We start from the raw sequence: 16453 nt of genomic DNA on the forward strand, positions 1-16453 counted from the left end.
TTGATGCCATAGTCTTAGACCCAGCCCGGTGACGAGCGCTACCTTGCCTGCAGCGCTGGTCACCACGTCGCTAAAGCGGTTTGCCCAGCCACTCGCGATAGAAGCCTTCGAGATCGGGTTCGAAGTCGTGCACGATGGGGTAGCCCGGAGCCGCCGCCTCGACCTCGTGCATGGTGCCGCATTGCGGGCAGATGAATTCGCGGATTTCCATCCATTGCGGATCGGGGATATCGCTATTGGGATAGATCTCGCGCAGCGCCTCCTCGGTGTTGCGCACGTTGATCGCGGCCTTGAGCTTCCAGTTCTTGCGATAGTCACCGAAAGAGTGGCCGCATTCGCAACGGGTGATGCGCTCGTCGCCGCTCTGGCAGATGAACAAATGATCCGAGACCGGCAGCAGGATCGGGTCCTTCCAGGTGACACGGTCCTGATAGACGGCGAGCATCTTGAAGAAGCGGTCGTCGTCCTTGTAGGCGCTCATGATGCGCTTTGTCTGCGGCCAGGGCAGCTTGCCGGCTGAGAGATCGCCGAGGACTTCCTTGCTGTACGAGGTCATGGCTTTGCTCCCGGCATGAAGATCGATCTGGCGTCGACGGTCCAGAAATCGCTGAAATCCCTGGTGAAGCGCGACGATAGCTTGATCGCGCTGGCATACATTTTCTTCACCTCGGGCGCGAAGTCGGCCTTCTCGACACGGCCGCGTTCGGCAGCGATCCAGTCCGGAACCGGGATCGCCTTGGCCAGACGCTCTCTGCGCATGGCGGCACGACGTTCGACGGTGGCGTCGATATCGGCAACCGGATAACCCTCGGCGTCGTCCTTCAGCACGATGCCGAAAATCTGGACCGCCGCCTGGCGGGTGAGAAAACCGTTCTCGACATCCCAGGCGGTCTTGACCGGATCGCGCTCCAGCACGTCGCCGTAACCGCCGCCACCATTGTAGGAATGGCTGAAGATGTCCCCCGACTTGTGCGGCGAGGTGATGTAGGGGCCTTCGACCACGGCATGGTCGCCGCCGATGTTCTTCTCGTAGTCGGAGACATGCGGATCGATACCTGGGGCATGCGCGAGCGGTTCGCCTTTTGCCGCCAGTTCATGGATGTTGGAATTGCGTACCGCGCGATGCTTCTGGCAGGTCGGCGCGGGATAGCCGCCACACATGCCGCCATTGTCGAATACCCGCGAGGAGTGTTCCGAGGTGTGCAGTCGCAGGTGCGAGGTCTTGTTGATCAGCCAGGTCGAGACGAAGGAACAGCCGCCGCGATATTTGCCGGCGCCCCCTGAATTGGGGACGATCGAGCGGCCGATATAGACCATCGGCATCGATTGTTCCCAGACCTCGATGTTGCCCATGTCGGATTCCGGATTCCAGCCGACATAGGCGGTGTCGAGGCCATCGGCGATGGCCAGCGCGCCGGAGCCGGCGGCGGCGCATTCGAAATGCGCCATGCCGAACGGCGTACCGTACTGGCTTTCGCCGCCCATCTCGATCATCGGGCTGTTGACCTGGCCAACGAAGGCTTCCTCGACGAAGCCGCGCGCGACGAAGCCGCGCGACAAAAGGCGCTGGAACACGCCATAGGCCGGCAGCAGCAGCGCCCAGGATGTGGCGGTCGCCACCATCTCATTGTCGGGGTTGGTCCAGGTGCCGTGCGGCAGCTTCAGCTCGGTCGCCATCCAGGCGCCGTCATTGACCAGGCCCTCGAAATTCATGTGCTGGGTCAAGGTGACGAACATGCCGCCATCCATGCCGGCCGGCGTGCAGTTCATCGAATGGTAGCCCCAGGGCTGCGTGCCCTCGAAGTCCATGGTGATCTTGCCGTCGGTGGTGATCTCCATCTCGATCGGGATGTTGTAGAGCCAGTCGGGATCGCCAAGCAGCTGGAAGCCGGGCTTGCCCGCCGTGACATGGCCGTAGAAGGTGTGGCCGCGATAGATGCCGGGCACGGTGAGCTGGCGGGTGCGGGCGAGCTGGGCACGACGACCCTCCTCGATGAACTCCTTCGATACCTTCATCCAGTAGTCGAGGCCGATCTCCGAAATCAGCTGCTTGACGCTTTCGCGCATGTCGATGCAGGAGGCAACCTTGGCCTTCTCGTCGAGCACCCAGTAGATCGGCATGCGCAGATTGCGCTCGCAGCGGATGACGTAGTCGCGGCGGATCTCGTCATTCTCGCCGATCTTTTCGGCGCAGACGAACAGGCCTTCGGTGAAGCGCTCCTGCGCCAGGCAGACGTCGCCGCCGGGCGTGATGCCGCCGGCCTCCAGCTCGTGGCAGACGGCACCTGCCCAGCCGACCAGCGTGCCTTCATGGAAGATCGGCACCACGTCCATGACGTCGGGCACCTGCACGGTGCCGATGAAGGCATCGTTGTTGGCAAAGATGTCGCCTTCGCGGATCTTCGGGTTTTCCTCGTAATCGTTCTTGATCATCCACTTGATGAAGCGGCTCATCGTGTGGACGTGGACCATGATGCCGTTGGACAGCGCGATCGCATCGCCCTCGGGCGTATAGATCGCCACCACCATTTCGCCGACTTCGCGCACGCCGGGCGAGGCCGAGATGCGGCGGGCCATTTCGCGGGCCGAGACGCAATAGGCGCGCAGCTTGGTGTGCAGCGTCTCGAATTTCAGCGGGTCCTGGTTGCGTAGCGTGAGCTCGGTGATGCCGTCATAGCAGCCGGTCTCTTCCATCAGCCGTTCTGAATCGAGCAGCCGTTCGCGAAGGCGCAGGGCCGAGGCAGGTCTGTCCAACATGGCGGTGCCCTTTCAAGAATGGGTGTAATGCAGCAGCGTCCACTCATCGACGTGGACACGGTCCTGCGGATGAACAACGAGCGTGGTGGCGGGATGTTCGATGATGGCCGGACCGATCACCTCATGGCCGGGCTGCAGTAGGTCCATCTCGTAGAGATTGGCCTTGTGCCAGCGTCCCCCGATATAGGCCTCGCGCACGCCCTTGTGCGCTGCTGCCGGGGCCGACTTGCCGAGCGGGCGCTTCAAGAGCACCGGCTTGACCTTGTCGGCGGTGGCGATCAATCCGAGCTCGGTGATGGTGAAGCCGGCTTCGCCATAGCGCGAAACGCGATGGTTGACCTTGGCGTAGACCGCCTCGAACTCGTCAATGACCCTACGCATGTCGTCAGCCGAATTGACCTCGGCGAGCGGTGCCATGACCTCGACGTCCTCGAGCTGGCCGGTGTAGCGCATCATCAGGAACGGCACGGTCTTGATCTTGTCTCTGATATGGCCGTCGCTGATCATCTCGTCGACCGCCGCCTTGGTGAGATCATTCCAGACGTCGGTGACCTTCTTGCCGAAAGCGAGCAGCTCGTCATCGCTTGCGCGGGCGCCAATGTCGTGCTGCGTCGACACCGAATGCCGACGCATGAAATCGGCGGTGGTGCAGCCGAAGGCCGAGAAGGCGGCGGCAAACTGGAAGGTGATGATGTCCTTGAAGCCGATGCCCCTGGAGCAGCCGGCCAGATGCAGCGGACCCGAGCCGCCATAGGACAGCAGCGTGAATTCCGAGGGATGGATGCCCTGGCCGGAAATGACCCGGCGCAGCGCGTTGTTGGCATCGGCTTCCAGCATGTCGATCATGCCTTCGGCAGCCTCCTCGACCCCGACGCCAAGGATGCTGGAGCATTTTTCCTCAAACGCTTTGCGCGCCTTCTCGACCTGCAAGACGACCTTGCCGCCGAGGAAATAATAGGGGTTGAGGCGGCCTAGTATGGCGTCGCAATCGGCGATGGTGGGTTCAGTGCCGCCCTTGGCGAAGCAGATGGGGCCGGGGTCGGAACCGGCGCTTTCCGGCCCGAGCGAGACTTTCTTGGTCAGCGGGTCGACCTTGAGGATCATGCCGGCGCCGGCGCCGATCGTGTCGAGATGCAGCGTCGGCACGTTGAGCTTGAAACGGTCCATCAGCGGCTCGTTCTCGATCCGCGTCTGGCCGCGCGAAATCACGCCCATGTCGAAGGAGGTGCCGCCCATGTCCGAGCAGATCAGGGAGTCGTTGCCGATGAGCTTGCCGACATAGGCCGCGCCGAGAATACCGCCGATCGGGCCGGAAATCATGGTTTCGTGCAGGCGCGGATGGTTGATCGAGGTCAGGCCGCCAAAGGACAGCAGCGTCTGCACGCCGTATTTGAAGCCGTATTTCTTCGAGACGTCCTCGATACCCCTAAGCTGCTTGCGGCCGCGCGACGTCGCGTAGGCCTCGATCAGCACCGAGTTCAGCCGCGACTGTTCGCGAATGACCGGGCGGACTTCGTGGCTGGTGTAGACGAGAATGTCGGCGCCGGCCTTCTGCACTTCCTCGCGGCAGATCTCGGCGATGCGCTTCTCGTGCACCGGATTGACGTGCGAGAAGATGGTCATGATGCAGATCGCCTCGACCTTGTCGGCGATCAGCTTCCTGGCTGCAGTCGCGACCTCATGCTCGTAGAGCGGCAGCACGATGTCGCCGAACTGGTCGATGCGCTCGGTGACGCCATGGGTGCGGCGGCGTGGCACCAGCGGATCGGGATGGTGGTGGGTGACCGCATGCAGCCTGTCGGCATAGGAATAGTCGGCCCAGGCCTGCAGGCCGCGGCCCATCAGGATCATGTCTTCCAGACCCTTGGTGGTGATCAGGCCGAGTCGGCGGCCGGTGCGCGACAGCAGCGTGTTGAGCATGCCAGTGCCGGAATAGAGCACGACGTTGACGCCGGAAAAGAGCTGCTCCAGCGAGATGCCCCAGGCATCGGCCGCATCCTCGGCCGAGGCCAGGAAACCCTCGGCCTCGTTCTTCGGCGTGGTTGCCGACTTGCCGATCTTGAAGTGGCCGTCCTGGTCGACAAGGATCGTGTCGGTCATGGTGCCGCCGGCGTCGATGCCGATGACGATTGGATTGCCGACGATGGGGCTGGTGAGGTTGGGTCGGGTCACGGTCGCCTCAGGATTGCTCTAGGATGGCTCAAGCTAGATTCCTTGGGCGGCCTTGCGCCATATGCCAAAAGACACAATGACTGCCGGACCGGGATCGCCGAGAAAAGGGCATGCGCATGGGCAATATCTGGGGGCCGCTCGCCAGGGCGATTGCCGCCGCCGGTACGGACAGGCATGTCGACTGCCTGATTGACCTGATCGGAGCCGATATCGAGCACGATCTCGTCACCGTGACCCGATATTCGGCGACGCAGACGCCGGAATTCATCAAGCACCGGCGCTTCTCCGACGAGATGGTCCGGCGCTATCTCGACAATTACTACGTCTTCGACCCGTTCTATGCCTCGTGGCGGCGTGAACGCCGGCTGGGCATCCTGCCGCTGAAGCGGCTTGCCGACGACGAGGCCAAGCGCGGCCAGTACATAGCGGGCTTCCTGGCGCAGTCGGAAATCTGCGACGAGGTCGGCATCATGCTGGCCGATGGCGGCGACTGGTGCCTCGGCATCTTCCTCGACCGCTCGACCTCCACCTTCAAGGAGAGCGAGATTGCCCTGCTGGACGAGCGGCTGCCGGTGTTCGAGGCGCTGCATGCACTCGACATTGAGGCGCGGGGGACGGAATTCTCCCGCACATCGGCGCCGACCGGCCCCGGCGCCTCGCCCCGGCAGGAGCCGACCATCCCGGCGAGCCTGTGGCCGGAGCTGTCGCTGCGCGAGCGGGAATTGGTGCAGTTGATCCTGGCGGGACATCCGACCGCCAACATCGCGGAACGGCTCGGCATCGCCGTCGGCACGGTGAAGAACCACCGCCGCCGCATCTACGAGAAGCTCGACATAACCACCGAACGGGAGCTGTTTTTGCAGTTCTTCCAGCATCGGGCAGACGGATAGTCCGCCATCGATATGGCCGTCAGTCGTGCAATTGCTTGGAAATCGGCGGGCCGACAGTAAAGCCGGAGAATGTTACCTCAAACCCTTCGCGCTGCGGCGAGCAGCACATCATGCCGACATCGACGGATTTGGAGATCGGGAAATAAGCCAGCCGCACCGGCTTCCACTTGCCATCGGTGGTATCAAGATATTGGATGCGGATCGCCTCGGCATGGCGGGTCAGCCGGATGCGCACGCCGTCGGGGCCGGTGGGAATGCTGAGCAGCGACCAGTCCGAGGTGTCGTTGGTGACCACAACCGAAAAGTAAGCCAGCCCGTCGGTGTATTCGATGCCGGCCTTGATCCAGTGCGTTTCACTCAGCCGCAGCATCAGCCCGGCCTGGTCGTAGAGCACCTTGTAGTCGCCCTTGACCGTGACTTCGGCGCTGAAGTCACCCTCGACCGGCCGATACAGGAAATGGCCATTGTCACGCCAGAAACCGTAGAAGGTTTCGCGCCAGAAGTCGGTTTCCCCGGCGGTGCGCACATGCACGATGCCATCGCCGAAGGCATGGTGCGGCGGCGGGTTGAGCCAGGTCAGGTCCTCTTTCGCCGCTGCCATCGGGTCACCCGTCGATCAGCCGGCGAATGTATAGGCTGTCTTCACCGTGGTGTAGAACTCCGCGGCATAGCGGCCCTGCTCGCGCGGGCCGTAGCTCGATCCCTTTCGGCCACCGAACGGGACGTGGAAATCGACGCCGGCGGTCGGCAGATTGACCATCACCATGCCGGCCTCGGAATTGCGCCGGAAATGCGTGGCATGCTTGAGGCTAGAGGTGCATATCCCGGAGGTCAGGCCGAAGGGCGTGTCGTTGGCAACCGCAAGCGCCTCGTCATAGTCCTTGACGCGAATGACGTTGGCTACCGGGCCGAAGATTTCTTCCCGCGAAATGCGCATGGCGTTGGTGCTCTCGGTGAACAGCGCCGGCCGGAGGTAGAAGCCGGGCGTTTCGCGATCCAGCCGCTCGCCGCCGAAGGCGAGGTTGGCGCCTTCCTGGCTGCCGATGGCGATATAGTCCTCGTCCTGCTTCAGCTGGCTCGCATCGACGACGGGCCCGATCTGGGTCTTGGCATCAAGCGCATCGCCGATGACAAGTTTTTCCAGGCGCTCCTTGAGCACGGCAACGAAGCGGTCATGAATGCCTTCGGTCACCACCAGGCGCGACGAGGCCGTGCAGCGCTGGCCAGTCGAGAAATAGGCGCCGTTGATGGCGCACTCGACCGCCGTGGCGAGGTCGGCGTCGTCGAGCACGACCATCGGATTCTTGCCGCCCATTTCGAGCTGGAACTTGCGCATGTGCTCGACGCTTGCGGCGGCGACGCGTTTGCCGGTGCCGACCGAGCCGGTGAAGGTGATGGCGTTGAGGTCGGGGCTGTCAAGCATGGCCTGGCCGACCACCGAGCCCTTGCCCATGACCAAATTGAGCACGCCTTTCGGCAGGCCGGCGCGGTGCAGGATGTCGACGATGGTCCAGGCGCTCTCCGGCACCAATTCGGCCGGCTTGAAGACGATGGTGTTGCCGTGGGCCAACGCCGGCGCGATCTTCCAGGTGGGGATGGCGATCGGGAAATTCCACGGGGTGATGATGCCTACCACGCCGACGGCTTCGCGGGTGATCTCGACGCCGACGCCCGGGCGCACGCTGGGCACCAATTCACCCGACAGGCGCAGCGTCTCGCCGGCGAAGAAGTCGAAGATCTGGGCGGCGCGGATGGTCTCGCCAATGCCCTCGGCCAGCGTCTTGCCCTCTTCGCGCGACAGCGCGCGGCCGATCTCGTCCTTGCGCGCCATGATCTCGTCCGACGCCTTTTTCAGCACGGCGTGGCGCACCAGCGGCGCCGAACGCGACCAGGCCGGGAAGGCGGCTTTGGCCGCCGCGATGGCCTGCTTTGCCTGCTCGGCGCCGGCCGAGGCATATTCGCCAACGACATCGCCCGTGTTCGAGGGATTGATGTTGCGCGAGCCGGCCTCGCCCACCCACTCGCCATCGATCAGATTTTTACGAAACAGGCTCATGTCGCGGTTTCCTTGTATTGGTTCGCTGGGGGTGCCGTATGCCTGAATCATTTATCAGACAAATGACGACACTGTGAGGGCTGAAATCTAGCTGCGGACTGGATAGCCGATGGCGCGCGGCTATGAAAGCCGCGACCTCAAGATGGACAATATGAAGCGGCCCTGTCAGGTCGGAAAAGTCCAGAACAGGCAAGCCAGCGTCGCCGCGGCGAAGATGACGAAGAACAAGCTCCTGAGCAGGATGTTGCGGCGCAGCTCGTTCATGGTGAAATGGCTGCCAACGATGGCCGCGGCGAACAGGAAACGCCAGTTCAGGAGCGCCCACAGTACGCTGCTCTGGCCGAAAGCCCAGCGGGCGACGAGACAGCCGACAATTGTGGCGAACAGGGCAATCACCGCCCAGAACAGCGCATCCGCAGCATGGGTCAAGACGATGCCGGCGGCGCGGATCGGCAGGATCATCATCAGCATGGCGCCGAAAAAATAGACGGCGGCGAGTGGCAGGAACGACCCGGCATCGGCGATGCCGTCCAGCCGCCTCACCCCGATCGCGCCATAGGGATAGCCGTGCCTGGCGACCGCCAGGCTGAGCGCCATGAGCAATGCGGTGAGCACCGCGACCAATGCGAATGTAATGAGGGCCTTGCTCATGCCGTTCCTTGCTTTGAGGCCCTGTCAGAGCCGAATCACGAGGAACGATTTTAGCGCACGGTCCGCGATTGCGCGTCAGCTTTGCTGAGCGTTCCGCTCTTCACCGGTCGCTGTTTTCGAAGGCCCCCATGCCTTGCGCGATCAGATTGGTTGCCATGACAAGCGAAACGATGGCTGCGGAGTTGAAGATCACCACCCACCATTTGCCGCCGGTCAGGAAGCCGTAGCCGTCGGCGACCGCCAGNGGTTGCCATGACAAGCGAAACGATGGCTGCGGAGTTGAAGATCACCACCCACCATTTGCCGCCGGTCAGGAAGCCGTAGCCGTCGGCGACCGCCAGTCCCCAATCGGCTGAGGGAGGCTGGATGCCGAGGCCGAGGAAGCTCAGCGTGGCGATCGAAAAGAAGGCGTAGCCAAGCCTTGTGACCAGCTCGATGAGGATGGTTTCCCTGACATTAGGCAGGATCTCGAGGAACATGATGGAAAGAGCGCTCTCGCCGCCGAGACGAGCGGCGCTGACATAGTCGCGTTCGCGCTGCTCGCGCACGGCGGCACGCACCGTCCGTGCCACCAGCGGGGCATAGGCGATGCCGATCACAAGGATGACGGTGAGGTTCGATGGCCCAAGCGCGACCAGCGCCATGGTGACGAGGACGATGAAGGGAAAGGCCATCAGCGTGTCGAGCAGCCTGGCGCCGATGGCGTCGATCAGCCCGTCGAAATAGCCGAGCACGAGGCCAAGCACGCTGCCGGCGGCAACGCCGAGCAGTGTTGCTGCCGGCGCGACCAGCAGGATGTCACGCGAGCCGACGACGATGCGCGACAGCACGTCGCGGCCAAGTTGGTCGGTGCCGAACCAGTGCGCGGCATCAGGCGGCGCCAGCATGACGAGGAAATCCTCGGCATAGGGATCGTAGGGCACAAACAGGCTGCCTAACACGGCGCAGCCGACCCAGAACAGCAGGATCAGCGATCCAACGATCACCGAGGGCGGCAGCTGCGAAACAGTCTCGCGGATGCGACTTGCTGCCCGCCAGCCCAGCGTACGGCGCTCCGGCAATTCCATCAGTTCCATCATGGCGAAACACGGCGGCGCTGCCGCGGATCGAGCAAGGCATTCACGAGATCGCCTGCCGCGGCCGACAGCACGAAGATGGTCGCCATGACCAGCACGCCGGCTTCGAGCATCGGGAAATCTCGCGCCTTGGCGGCGTTGAGGACAAGGTTGCCGAGGCCCTGTATGCCGAACAGGGCTTCGATGACCACCAGACCACCCAGCATGTAACCGGTCTGGGTCGCGAGCACGGCGATGGTCGGCGTCAGCGCATTGCGCAGCACGTGCCGGATGAGTATCTCGCGACGCTCAAGGCCTTTCAGGACGGCGGTGCGCGTATAGTCGGCGGCCAGCGCCTCGATCACACCGGCCCGCGTCATGCGGGTGATGTAGCCGGCAAGGTTCAGCACCAGCGGCAGCGCCGGCAGGATCAGATAATAGCCACTGACCCACAGCCCGGCGCCATCGGGAGCAGCGCCGGTGATCGGGAACCAGTTCAGCCACAGGCCGAAGACGATGAGCAACAGCAGGCCGGAGACGAAGTCCGGGACGATGCCGAAGGACACGCCGGCGAGTACGATCAGGCGGTCGATAAAGCGGCCCTGGTTGAGACCGGCGACGATGCCGGCGCCGATGCCCAGCGGCAACAGAAAGACGAGGATAATTCCGGCAAGGGCCGCCGAGCGCTTGAGGCTTTCCAGAACGAAGGGCGCCACCGGCAAACGCAACGACAGGGAGGTGCCGAAGTCGCCTGACAGCACGCTGCTGAACCAGTGCCAGTATTGCACGAGCACCGGCTGGTCGGCGCCGAGCTGCCTGTTCAGCGCCGCGACGGCCTCGGCATCGGCGAACGGCCCGAGCATGAGGCGACCGACATCGCCGGGCAGAACCTGCCCGGCGAAGAACACCAGCATGCTGACCAGCCACAGCGTGAGCAGAAGCGAGGCTGCCCGCACCAACACAGTGCGGCCGGTCAGCATCGGATTTTAGTGCCCGGAGTGGCTGGACGTCTCGCAATCATGCCTGGGCGAACGTCACGCGATCGAGCAGCAGATGCGAGATCGCCGTGAAGCGGACGCCCTCGACCTTCGACGAGACGATGCGGCTGTATTGCGAGAAGTAGCTGATGATCAGCGGCGTCTCGTCCAGCAGCAAGGTCTGGATCTTGCCCGCGGCAAGGCGTTGCGCCTGAAGGTCGCGGGCCTTGCCGTATTCGAGCAGCAACCCGTCATAGGCCGGGTTGTTGAAATGCGCCGCGTTCCAGGCGCCCGAACTCTTCAGCGTCGCATTGAGGAAGATGTCGGGCGTGCCGCGATGGCCAAAATCGGTAATGCCGAGATTGGAATCGAGCCATGGCGACGAGCCGAACTTCGCCGAGCCATAATAGGCGTCCTGCGGCAGCACGTTGAGCTTGATGTCGATGCCGGCCTTCTTGGCAAAATTCTGGATCAGCACGGCATAATCGGGAATGTCATAGGCGCGCTCGGTGGTCAGCGTCACCGGGAAGCCGTTCGGCACGCCGGCTTCGCTAAGCAGGCGCTTGGCCTCGGCGATGTCCTGCTTGCGCTGCGGTACCGACGGATCGGCCGAGGGGAAGATCGGCGCGAACGGGGTGTCGTTGCCGACGATGGCGCGGCCCTTGAGCAAGCCCTTGACCACCGCCTCGCGGTCGATGGTGAGCGCCAAGGCGCGGCGGATGCGCTTGTCGGTGAACGGCGCCTGGTCAGTCCTCAGATGCACCTCGTCATGCGAACTTGCCTGCACGCTGAGCAGCTTGAAGTTGGGATTGCCCTCGATCGCCAATTCCAGCCGGGTCGTGCTCGGGATGACGTCGAGCTGGCCGGCCTGCAGCGCCAGCACCTGCGCCTGCTCGTCGTCGAAGAACTTGATTTCGACGCGGTCGGGCAGCGCCTTGTCGCCCCAATAATCAGGGTTGCGCACGAAGCTGGCGCCCTGCTTGGGGCGGAAGGATTCGAGCTTGAACGGGCCGGTGCCGTTGAAATTCTTCTCGAAATCGCCGGCATAGTCGGCCGGCAGGATGACGGCATTGTAGACGTCGGACGAGACATAGAAGGGGAAGTTGCTGTTGGGCCCGTCGAGATCGAAGGCGACTGTCTGGTCGTCGACGACCTTGGCGCCGCCCTTGGACAGGATGCCCTTATAGGCCGACAACGCGGACGAACCGCTGGCCGGATCGACCAGCCGCTCGAAGCTCGCCACCACATCCTTGGCGGTGACGGTGCGGCCGTCGTGGAATTTTACGCCCGGCCGCAATTTGAAGGTCCAGCGGCTGGCGGTCTCGTCGGCCTCCCACGACAGAGCGAGCTTGGGCTGCAGACCGTCCTTGGGATCGTCGAGGATGAGATATTCGCCGACCTGGCTGATGACGCCGATGCTGGCCGGATCGGTGATGGAGACGGGATCGATCGCCTTGGTCGGCTGTCCGAGCCCAACGCGGACCGTGCCGCCGGCGCCGGCAGCGCGCGCCGTGCCGAAACCAGCAAGTCCCTGCGAGGCGGCAAAGCCGGTGAGGCCGATCAAGGCTGCGTATTTCAGCAGATCGCGGCGCTTGAGGAAGCCGGCCTGGTGCTCATCGACGGCGACGTTCCAGATGTCGCCGGACAGATTGCGAAGCGTATTGATGTCGTTGCGTTTGGTCATTCTGGAACCCCTGTCTGAAATGACTGTTGAATGGCTTAAGCGACTGGTTCGCCGTCGAGATGGATGCGGTCGACGGCTTGCGGGTAAAAGGCGATGAGGCCCCTGATCTTGGGCATTTCGGCAATGGGATCGCGGTAGCTCCAGGCGACATCGGGGCTCACCGAGCCGTCGGCGCGCCGGCCCGACCAGTAGGAGGCGATGCCTTTGTAGGGACAGCGCGTCGTGCTGTCCGAGTCGACCAGACGGTCGAGCCTGACATCGTCCGGATGCAAATAGAAACGCGTCGGCAGATGCGTTTCGAACAGCAGCACCGGGCGATGGCTGTCGGCGATCACTTCGCCGTCGAACCAGATCTGGACATGGCTTGAACTCTGCAGAGCGTCGATGCGGGCGTATGGGTCGCGGGCGTGGACGAAGACTTCTTCCTCCTCCTCGAACCATTGGTCGACCGCTTTCCAGGTGAAGGCGATGCGGCCGGCCAGTGGCGACAGGCTTTCATCCTGCGGCGCGACAAACGACCAGGCCGCATTGGGAGAAGCTTTCGATCCCGTCTCCAGGTCCCAATAGGTGGTTTCGCCGCCGACTGGATGCGGCTGGCGATGCTCGGACGGCTTCAAGAGCGAGCGGTCCACCGAGGAGGCCGGGAAGAAATAGATCGGCAGAAAATGGTTGGAGCGCAGCACCAGGACGTTGCGGCTGTCGGCGATGGTGCGGCCGGCGAATTTGACCCGAATGCGCTTGGGGCTGTGCAGAACATTGATGAGCTGCGGAGCCGTGGCTTCGCGGGGCTGAAGTTTTGGCGCTGCGGTCATATCAGTTGCCCCAAGTCAGGATACGGCGCGCACATTGTCGCGCTGTTCGGCGAAGCGGTTGGCCGGCCGAGCCAGGCCGAAACGATCACGCAGCGTCCCCGGCGCATATTCGGTGGGGAATACGCCGCGGCGCTGCAGTTCCGGCACGACCTGCTCGGCAAAATTCACCCAATCCTCCGGGAGCAGCGGGAACATCAGGTTGAAGCCGTCGGCGGCACCTGCCTCGAACCAGTCCTGCAGCTGATCGGCGATCTGGTTCGGTGTGCCGACGACGGTCGGCACCGAACCGCTGTTGGCGAGCTTGCGAGCGATCTCGCGCAGAGTGAGGTTCTGCTTCGACCATTCCTTGACGCGATTGAGCGAGGTGCGGCCGCCATTGAAGGTGCTCTCGTCCGGCAGCGGCGGCAGCGGGCCGTCCGGCGGATATACGGAGAGATCGACGCCGCTCCAGCTAGAGAGAAGGTCGATGCCGACCCGATCGGGAAGCAAGCTCTGCAGATACTCCTGCCGCTCGCGTCCCTCCGCTTCGGAAGCTGCGACGATCGGCAGGATGCCCGGCAGGATCTTGAAGCTCTCGGGCTTGCGGCCGTAACGGGCGAGGCGCTCGTTGATGTCCTGCCTATATTTGATGCCGTCTTCCTTGGTGCTGTAGATGGCAAAGTGCGCATCGGCATGCGCGGTAGCGAAATTCTTGCGTCTTCGGACGAGCCGGCCTGGACGATCAGCGGATGGCCCTGCGGCGGGCGCGAGACATTGAGCGGTCCGCGCACCTTGAAGTGCGGGCCCTTGTGGTTGATCGCATGGACCTTGTCGGGATCGGCGAAATAGCCCGATGCCTTGTCGATAAGCAGGGCTTCGTCTTCCCAGCTGTCCCACAGTGCCTTGACGATATCGAGGAATTCGGTGGCGCGCTCATAGCGAAAGGCGTGCTCGATATTGCCGTCGCGGCCGAAATTGCGGGCCTCCTCGTCCATGGCCGACGTCACCACATTCCAAGACGCCCTGCCCTTGCTGATATGGTCGAGCGAGGCAAACATGCGGGCGACATTGTAGGGCTCGCTGTAGGAGCTCGAGGCGGTGGTGATGAGGCCGATATGCCTGGTCACGCCGGCAAGCGCCGACAACAGCGTCAGCGGTTCCAGGCGGGCATTGGCGTAATGGGCTACGCCGCTCTGTACGGAATCCCAGATCGCGACATGGTCGGCGACGAAGATCGTATCGATCCTGGCGCGCTCGGCAGACTGGACGAGATCGCGGTAGAAGTCGAAGTCGAGCACTTCGCGGCCCGGCGCGCGCGGATGGCGCCACGACATGCGATGATCGCCCTGCGGATTGAAGAAAAACGCGCTGAGGATCATGTGGTCGCGTGCCATGCCGGTCTCCTTGCAGAACTGCTTCAGGCGACCGTCGCGATGCCTCGACCGGCTGCGACAATCTCTCCTGAGCGGTGAAAGGTAGATTGCGCTCCAGCTTAATTCGAGTAATTTTATAGAGATTGTGCGGCGCGAAAGCGGAAGCGATTGCCCTCGAAGACCGCGCCGAAAGAAAGTGGTTTCAGCAAGACATGTCGTCATCGGTTCTGAACGTCGAGCAGCTCACCGTCGCCTATGATGAACGCCGGGGATCGCATCCGGCCGTCAACGGCGTGTCGCTCACCATCGGCGAAGGCGAAGCGCTCGGCCTTGTCGGCGAGTCCGGCTCGGGCAAAAGCTCGGTGGCACTCGCTATTCTGCGCTATCTGCCGAATAACGCCCGGATCGCCGCGTCGGCGCTCGAGTTCCAGGGCCGCGAGATCCGCAATCTCTCCGGCGAACAGCTGCGCCGGCTAAGGGGCGATCGCATCGCGGCCGTCTACCAGCATCCGGGTGCGGCGCTCAATCCGGCCATGACGATTGGCCGGCAGATCACCGAGACGATCATGCGGCATCGCCCGGTTCGGCAGGACGAAGCACGCACCCGCGCCGCCGAGCTGCTCGGCCGCGTCAGGGTGAGCAATCCGGAGCGGGTGCTCGATCTCTATCCGCACGAATTGTCGGGCGGCATGCAGCAGCGCGCCAACATCGCGATTGCCATTGCGCTCGACCCGTCGCTGCTGGTGCTGGATGAGCCGACGACGGCGCTTGACGCCAGCGTCCAGTCCGAGATCGTCGCCATCCTGCAGGACTTGCGCCGCGATCACCAAACCAGCGTTCTGCTGATCAGCCATGACATCAACATGGTCCGCCGGGCCTGCGATCGGGTGGCCGTGATGCAGTCGGGGACGGTGGTCGAAAGCGGCATCGCCAACGATGTCTTCGAGAACCCTGTTCACGCCTACACCAAGGCGCTGATCGCCTCGATCCCGGCGCTCAACTTCACCAAGCGCGACGGCAGGCTGGCCGAGATGCACACAACCGGCCCGTCGAAGCCTGTCCGCAGCGATCAACCGGAAGCCGCACGTCCGATCGCCGTCGCCTGCAAAGGCATCAGCCGCGCCTTCGGCTCCCAGGCCGTCCTGCACGATATCGACCTGGAGATAGCCCAGGGCGAGACGTTCGGGCTGATCGGCGAATCCGGCTCCGGCAAGTCGACATTGGCAAGGATCGTGACTGGCCTCCAGACGCCGGACGCTGGGTCGGTCGAGCTGTTCGGCAGCACTGTCGCGCCGCGCGTCGAGAAAAGAAGCCTGAGCGAACGGCGCGACGTGCAGATGGTGTTCCAGTCACCCGACCGCACGCTCAATCCGCGCCAGCGGATCGGCAGGATCCTCGGCCGTCCGCTGCGGCGGCTCGCCGGCTTTGGCCGCAGCGAGGTGAAGCAGCGTGTCGGCGATCTCCTGGCCTCGGTTCGTCTTGCCGCTACGACCGTCGACCAGAAGCCGAGATCGCTGTCTGGTGGCCAGCGCCAACGGGCGGCGATTGCGCGCGCCTTTGCCGGCGTGCCGAAGCTCGTGGTGTTGGACGAGCCGACCTCTGCGCTCGACGTTTCCGTGCAGGCGACCGTGCTCAATTTGCTCAACGACCTGCAGCGCGACAAGGACACCACCTATCTGTTCATCAGCCACGACCTCAGGGTGGTGCGCTATATGGCCGACAGGATCGGCGTGCTCTATCGCGGCCGGCTGGTCGAGACGGGATCATCCGAGCAGATTTTCCGTGGCCTCAACCACCCCTACACGAAGCTGCTTCTGGCCGCGTCCTCGGATGAGACGGCGCCGAGGGCTCCGGCTCAGCTCCACGTCGCGGCACACGATGCCGAGACCTCCGGATGCTCCTTTGCCGCCCGCTGTCCTGTCGCGCTGCCCGATTGCCGAAAGGCGCAACCACCCGTCAGGCAGGCCGGCGACGGTCATCTGATCGCCTGCTGGAGAGACGCAAGCAGTCTCTGATTGCGAAGCGGGCAACTGACAAGCCTTCTTTC

The 16453-nt window shown here is 63.5% G+C and carries 13 protein-coding genes and 1 pseudogene; 2 read left to right on the forward strand and 12 right to left on the reverse strand.

Going from position 1 to position 16453, the window contains the following annotated elements; all coding sequences use genetic code 11:
- Positions 1 to 70 precede the first annotated feature (70 nt).
- The 3 genes from X757_RS154860 to X757_RS154850 are packed head-to-tail and all read right to left on the reverse strand — an operon-like array spanning position 71 to position 4929.
- Positions 71 to 556 carry an acetone carboxylase subunit gamma gene (locus X757_RS154860; RefSeq protein WP_023725869.1) on the reverse strand — a complete coding sequence of 162 codons (486 nt, stop codon included), beginning with the start codon at positions 554 to 556 and terminating at the stop codon, positions 71 to 73.
- Positions 553 to 2757 carry a hydantoinase B/oxoprolinase family protein gene (locus tag X757_RS154855; RefSeq protein WP_023725870.1) on the reverse strand — a complete coding sequence of 735 codons (2205 nt, stop codon included), beginning with the start codon at positions 2755 to 2757 and terminating at the stop codon, positions 553 to 555. The genes X757_RS154860 and X757_RS154855 overlap by 4 nt, the downstream gene beginning before the upstream one ends.
- 12 nt (positions 2758 to 2769) lie before the next feature.
- The gene (locus tag X757_RS154850) at positions 2770 to 4929 is read right to left on the reverse strand and encodes a hydantoinase/oxoprolinase family protein (RefSeq protein ID WP_023725871.1); all 2160 of its coding nucleotides are present in this window, start codon (positions 4927 to 4929) and stop codon (positions 2770 to 2772) included.
- Positions 4930 to 5039: 110 nt separating this feature from the next.
- On the opposite strand from X757_RS154850, the gene X757_RS154845 reads away from it, so the two are divergent.
- Positions 5040 to 5819 (forward strand): helix-turn-helix transcriptional regulator, encoded by a 780-nt coding sequence (locus X757_RS154845; protein WP_023725872.1) that lies wholly within the window; start codon positions 5040 to 5042, stop codon positions 5817 to 5819.
- Positions 5820 to 5838: 19 nt separating this feature from the next.
- On the opposite strand, the gene X757_RS154840 is transcribed toward X757_RS154845, so the two are convergent.
- The 9 genes and pseudogenes from X757_RS154840 to X757_RS1000000169530 form a co-directional block, all read right to left on the reverse strand.
- Positions 5839 to 6420 carry a DUF1349 domain-containing protein gene (locus X757_RS154840; protein ID WP_023725873.1) on the reverse strand — a complete coding sequence of 194 codons (582 nt, stop codon included), beginning with the start codon at positions 6418 to 6420 and terminating at the stop codon, positions 5839 to 5841.
- Between the two features lie 15 nt (positions 6421 to 6435).
- Complete coding sequence (locus X757_RS154835) at positions 6436 to 7875, reverse strand: aldehyde dehydrogenase family protein (RefSeq protein ID WP_023696950.1); 1440 nt, start codon at positions 7873 to 7875, stop codon at positions 6436 to 6438.
- A 165-nt stretch (positions 7876 to 8040) separates the two neighbouring features.
- The gene (locus X757_RS154830; RefSeq protein WP_023694218.1) at positions 8041 to 8526 is read right to left on the reverse strand and encodes a hypothetical protein; all 486 of its coding nucleotides are present in this window, start codon (positions 8524 to 8526) and stop codon (positions 8041 to 8043) included.
- A 50-nt stretch (positions 8527 to 8576) separates the two neighbouring features.
- The gene (locus X757_RS0133725) at positions 8577 to 9605 is read right to left on the reverse strand and encodes an ABC transporter permease (protein WP_245275048.1); all 1029 of its coding nucleotides are present in this window, start codon (positions 9603 to 9605) and stop codon (positions 8577 to 8579) included.
- Entirely contained in the window at positions 9602 to 10561 is a 960-nt protein-coding gene (locus X757_RS154825; protein WP_031198523.1) for an ABC transporter permease, read from the reverse strand. The genes X757_RS0133725 and X757_RS154825 overlap by 4 nt, the downstream gene beginning before the upstream one ends.
- A gap of 37 nt (positions 10562 to 10598) precedes the next feature.
- Positions 10599 to 12242, reverse strand: a complete 1644-nt coding sequence (locus tag X757_RS154820) for an ABC transporter substrate-binding protein (RefSeq protein WP_023725875.1) — start codon at positions 12240 to 12242, stop codon at positions 10599 to 10601.
- Positions 12243 to 12277: 35 nt separating this feature from the next.
- Positions 12278 to 13054, reverse strand: a complete 777-nt coding sequence (locus tag X757_RS154815; RefSeq protein WP_023725876.1) for a DUF427 domain-containing protein — start codon at positions 13052 to 13054, stop codon at positions 12278 to 12280.
- Positions 13055 to 13069: 15 nt separating this feature from the next.
- Complete coding sequence (locus X757_RS1000000169525) at positions 13070 to 13921, reverse strand: LLM class flavin-dependent oxidoreductase (RefSeq protein ID WP_306413611.1); 852 nt, start codon at positions 13919 to 13921, stop codon at positions 13070 to 13072.
- Positions 13807 to 14628: pseudogene (locus tag X757_RS1000000169530) on the reverse strand (NtaA/DmoA family FMN-dependent monooxygenase); the annotation flags it as partial. The gene X757_RS1000000169525 and the pseudogene X757_RS1000000169530, both read right to left, overlap by 115 nt.
- Here X757_RS1000000169530 and X757_RS154810 point away from each other — a divergent pair.
- Positions 14619 to 16421 carry an ABC transporter ATP-binding protein gene (locus X757_RS154810; protein WP_023725879.1) on the forward strand — a complete coding sequence of 601 codons (1803 nt, stop codon included), beginning with the start codon at positions 14619 to 14621 and terminating at the stop codon, positions 16419 to 16421. The pseudogene X757_RS1000000169530 and the gene X757_RS154810 overlap by 10 nt on opposite strands.
- The last annotated feature ends 32 nt before the right edge of the window (positions 16422 to 16453 follow it).

It is taken from the genome of Mesorhizobium sp. LSHC412B00 (assembly GCF_000503035.1).
Lineage (GTDB): Bacteria > Pseudomonadota > Alphaproteobacteria > Rhizobiales > Rhizobiaceae > Mesorhizobium.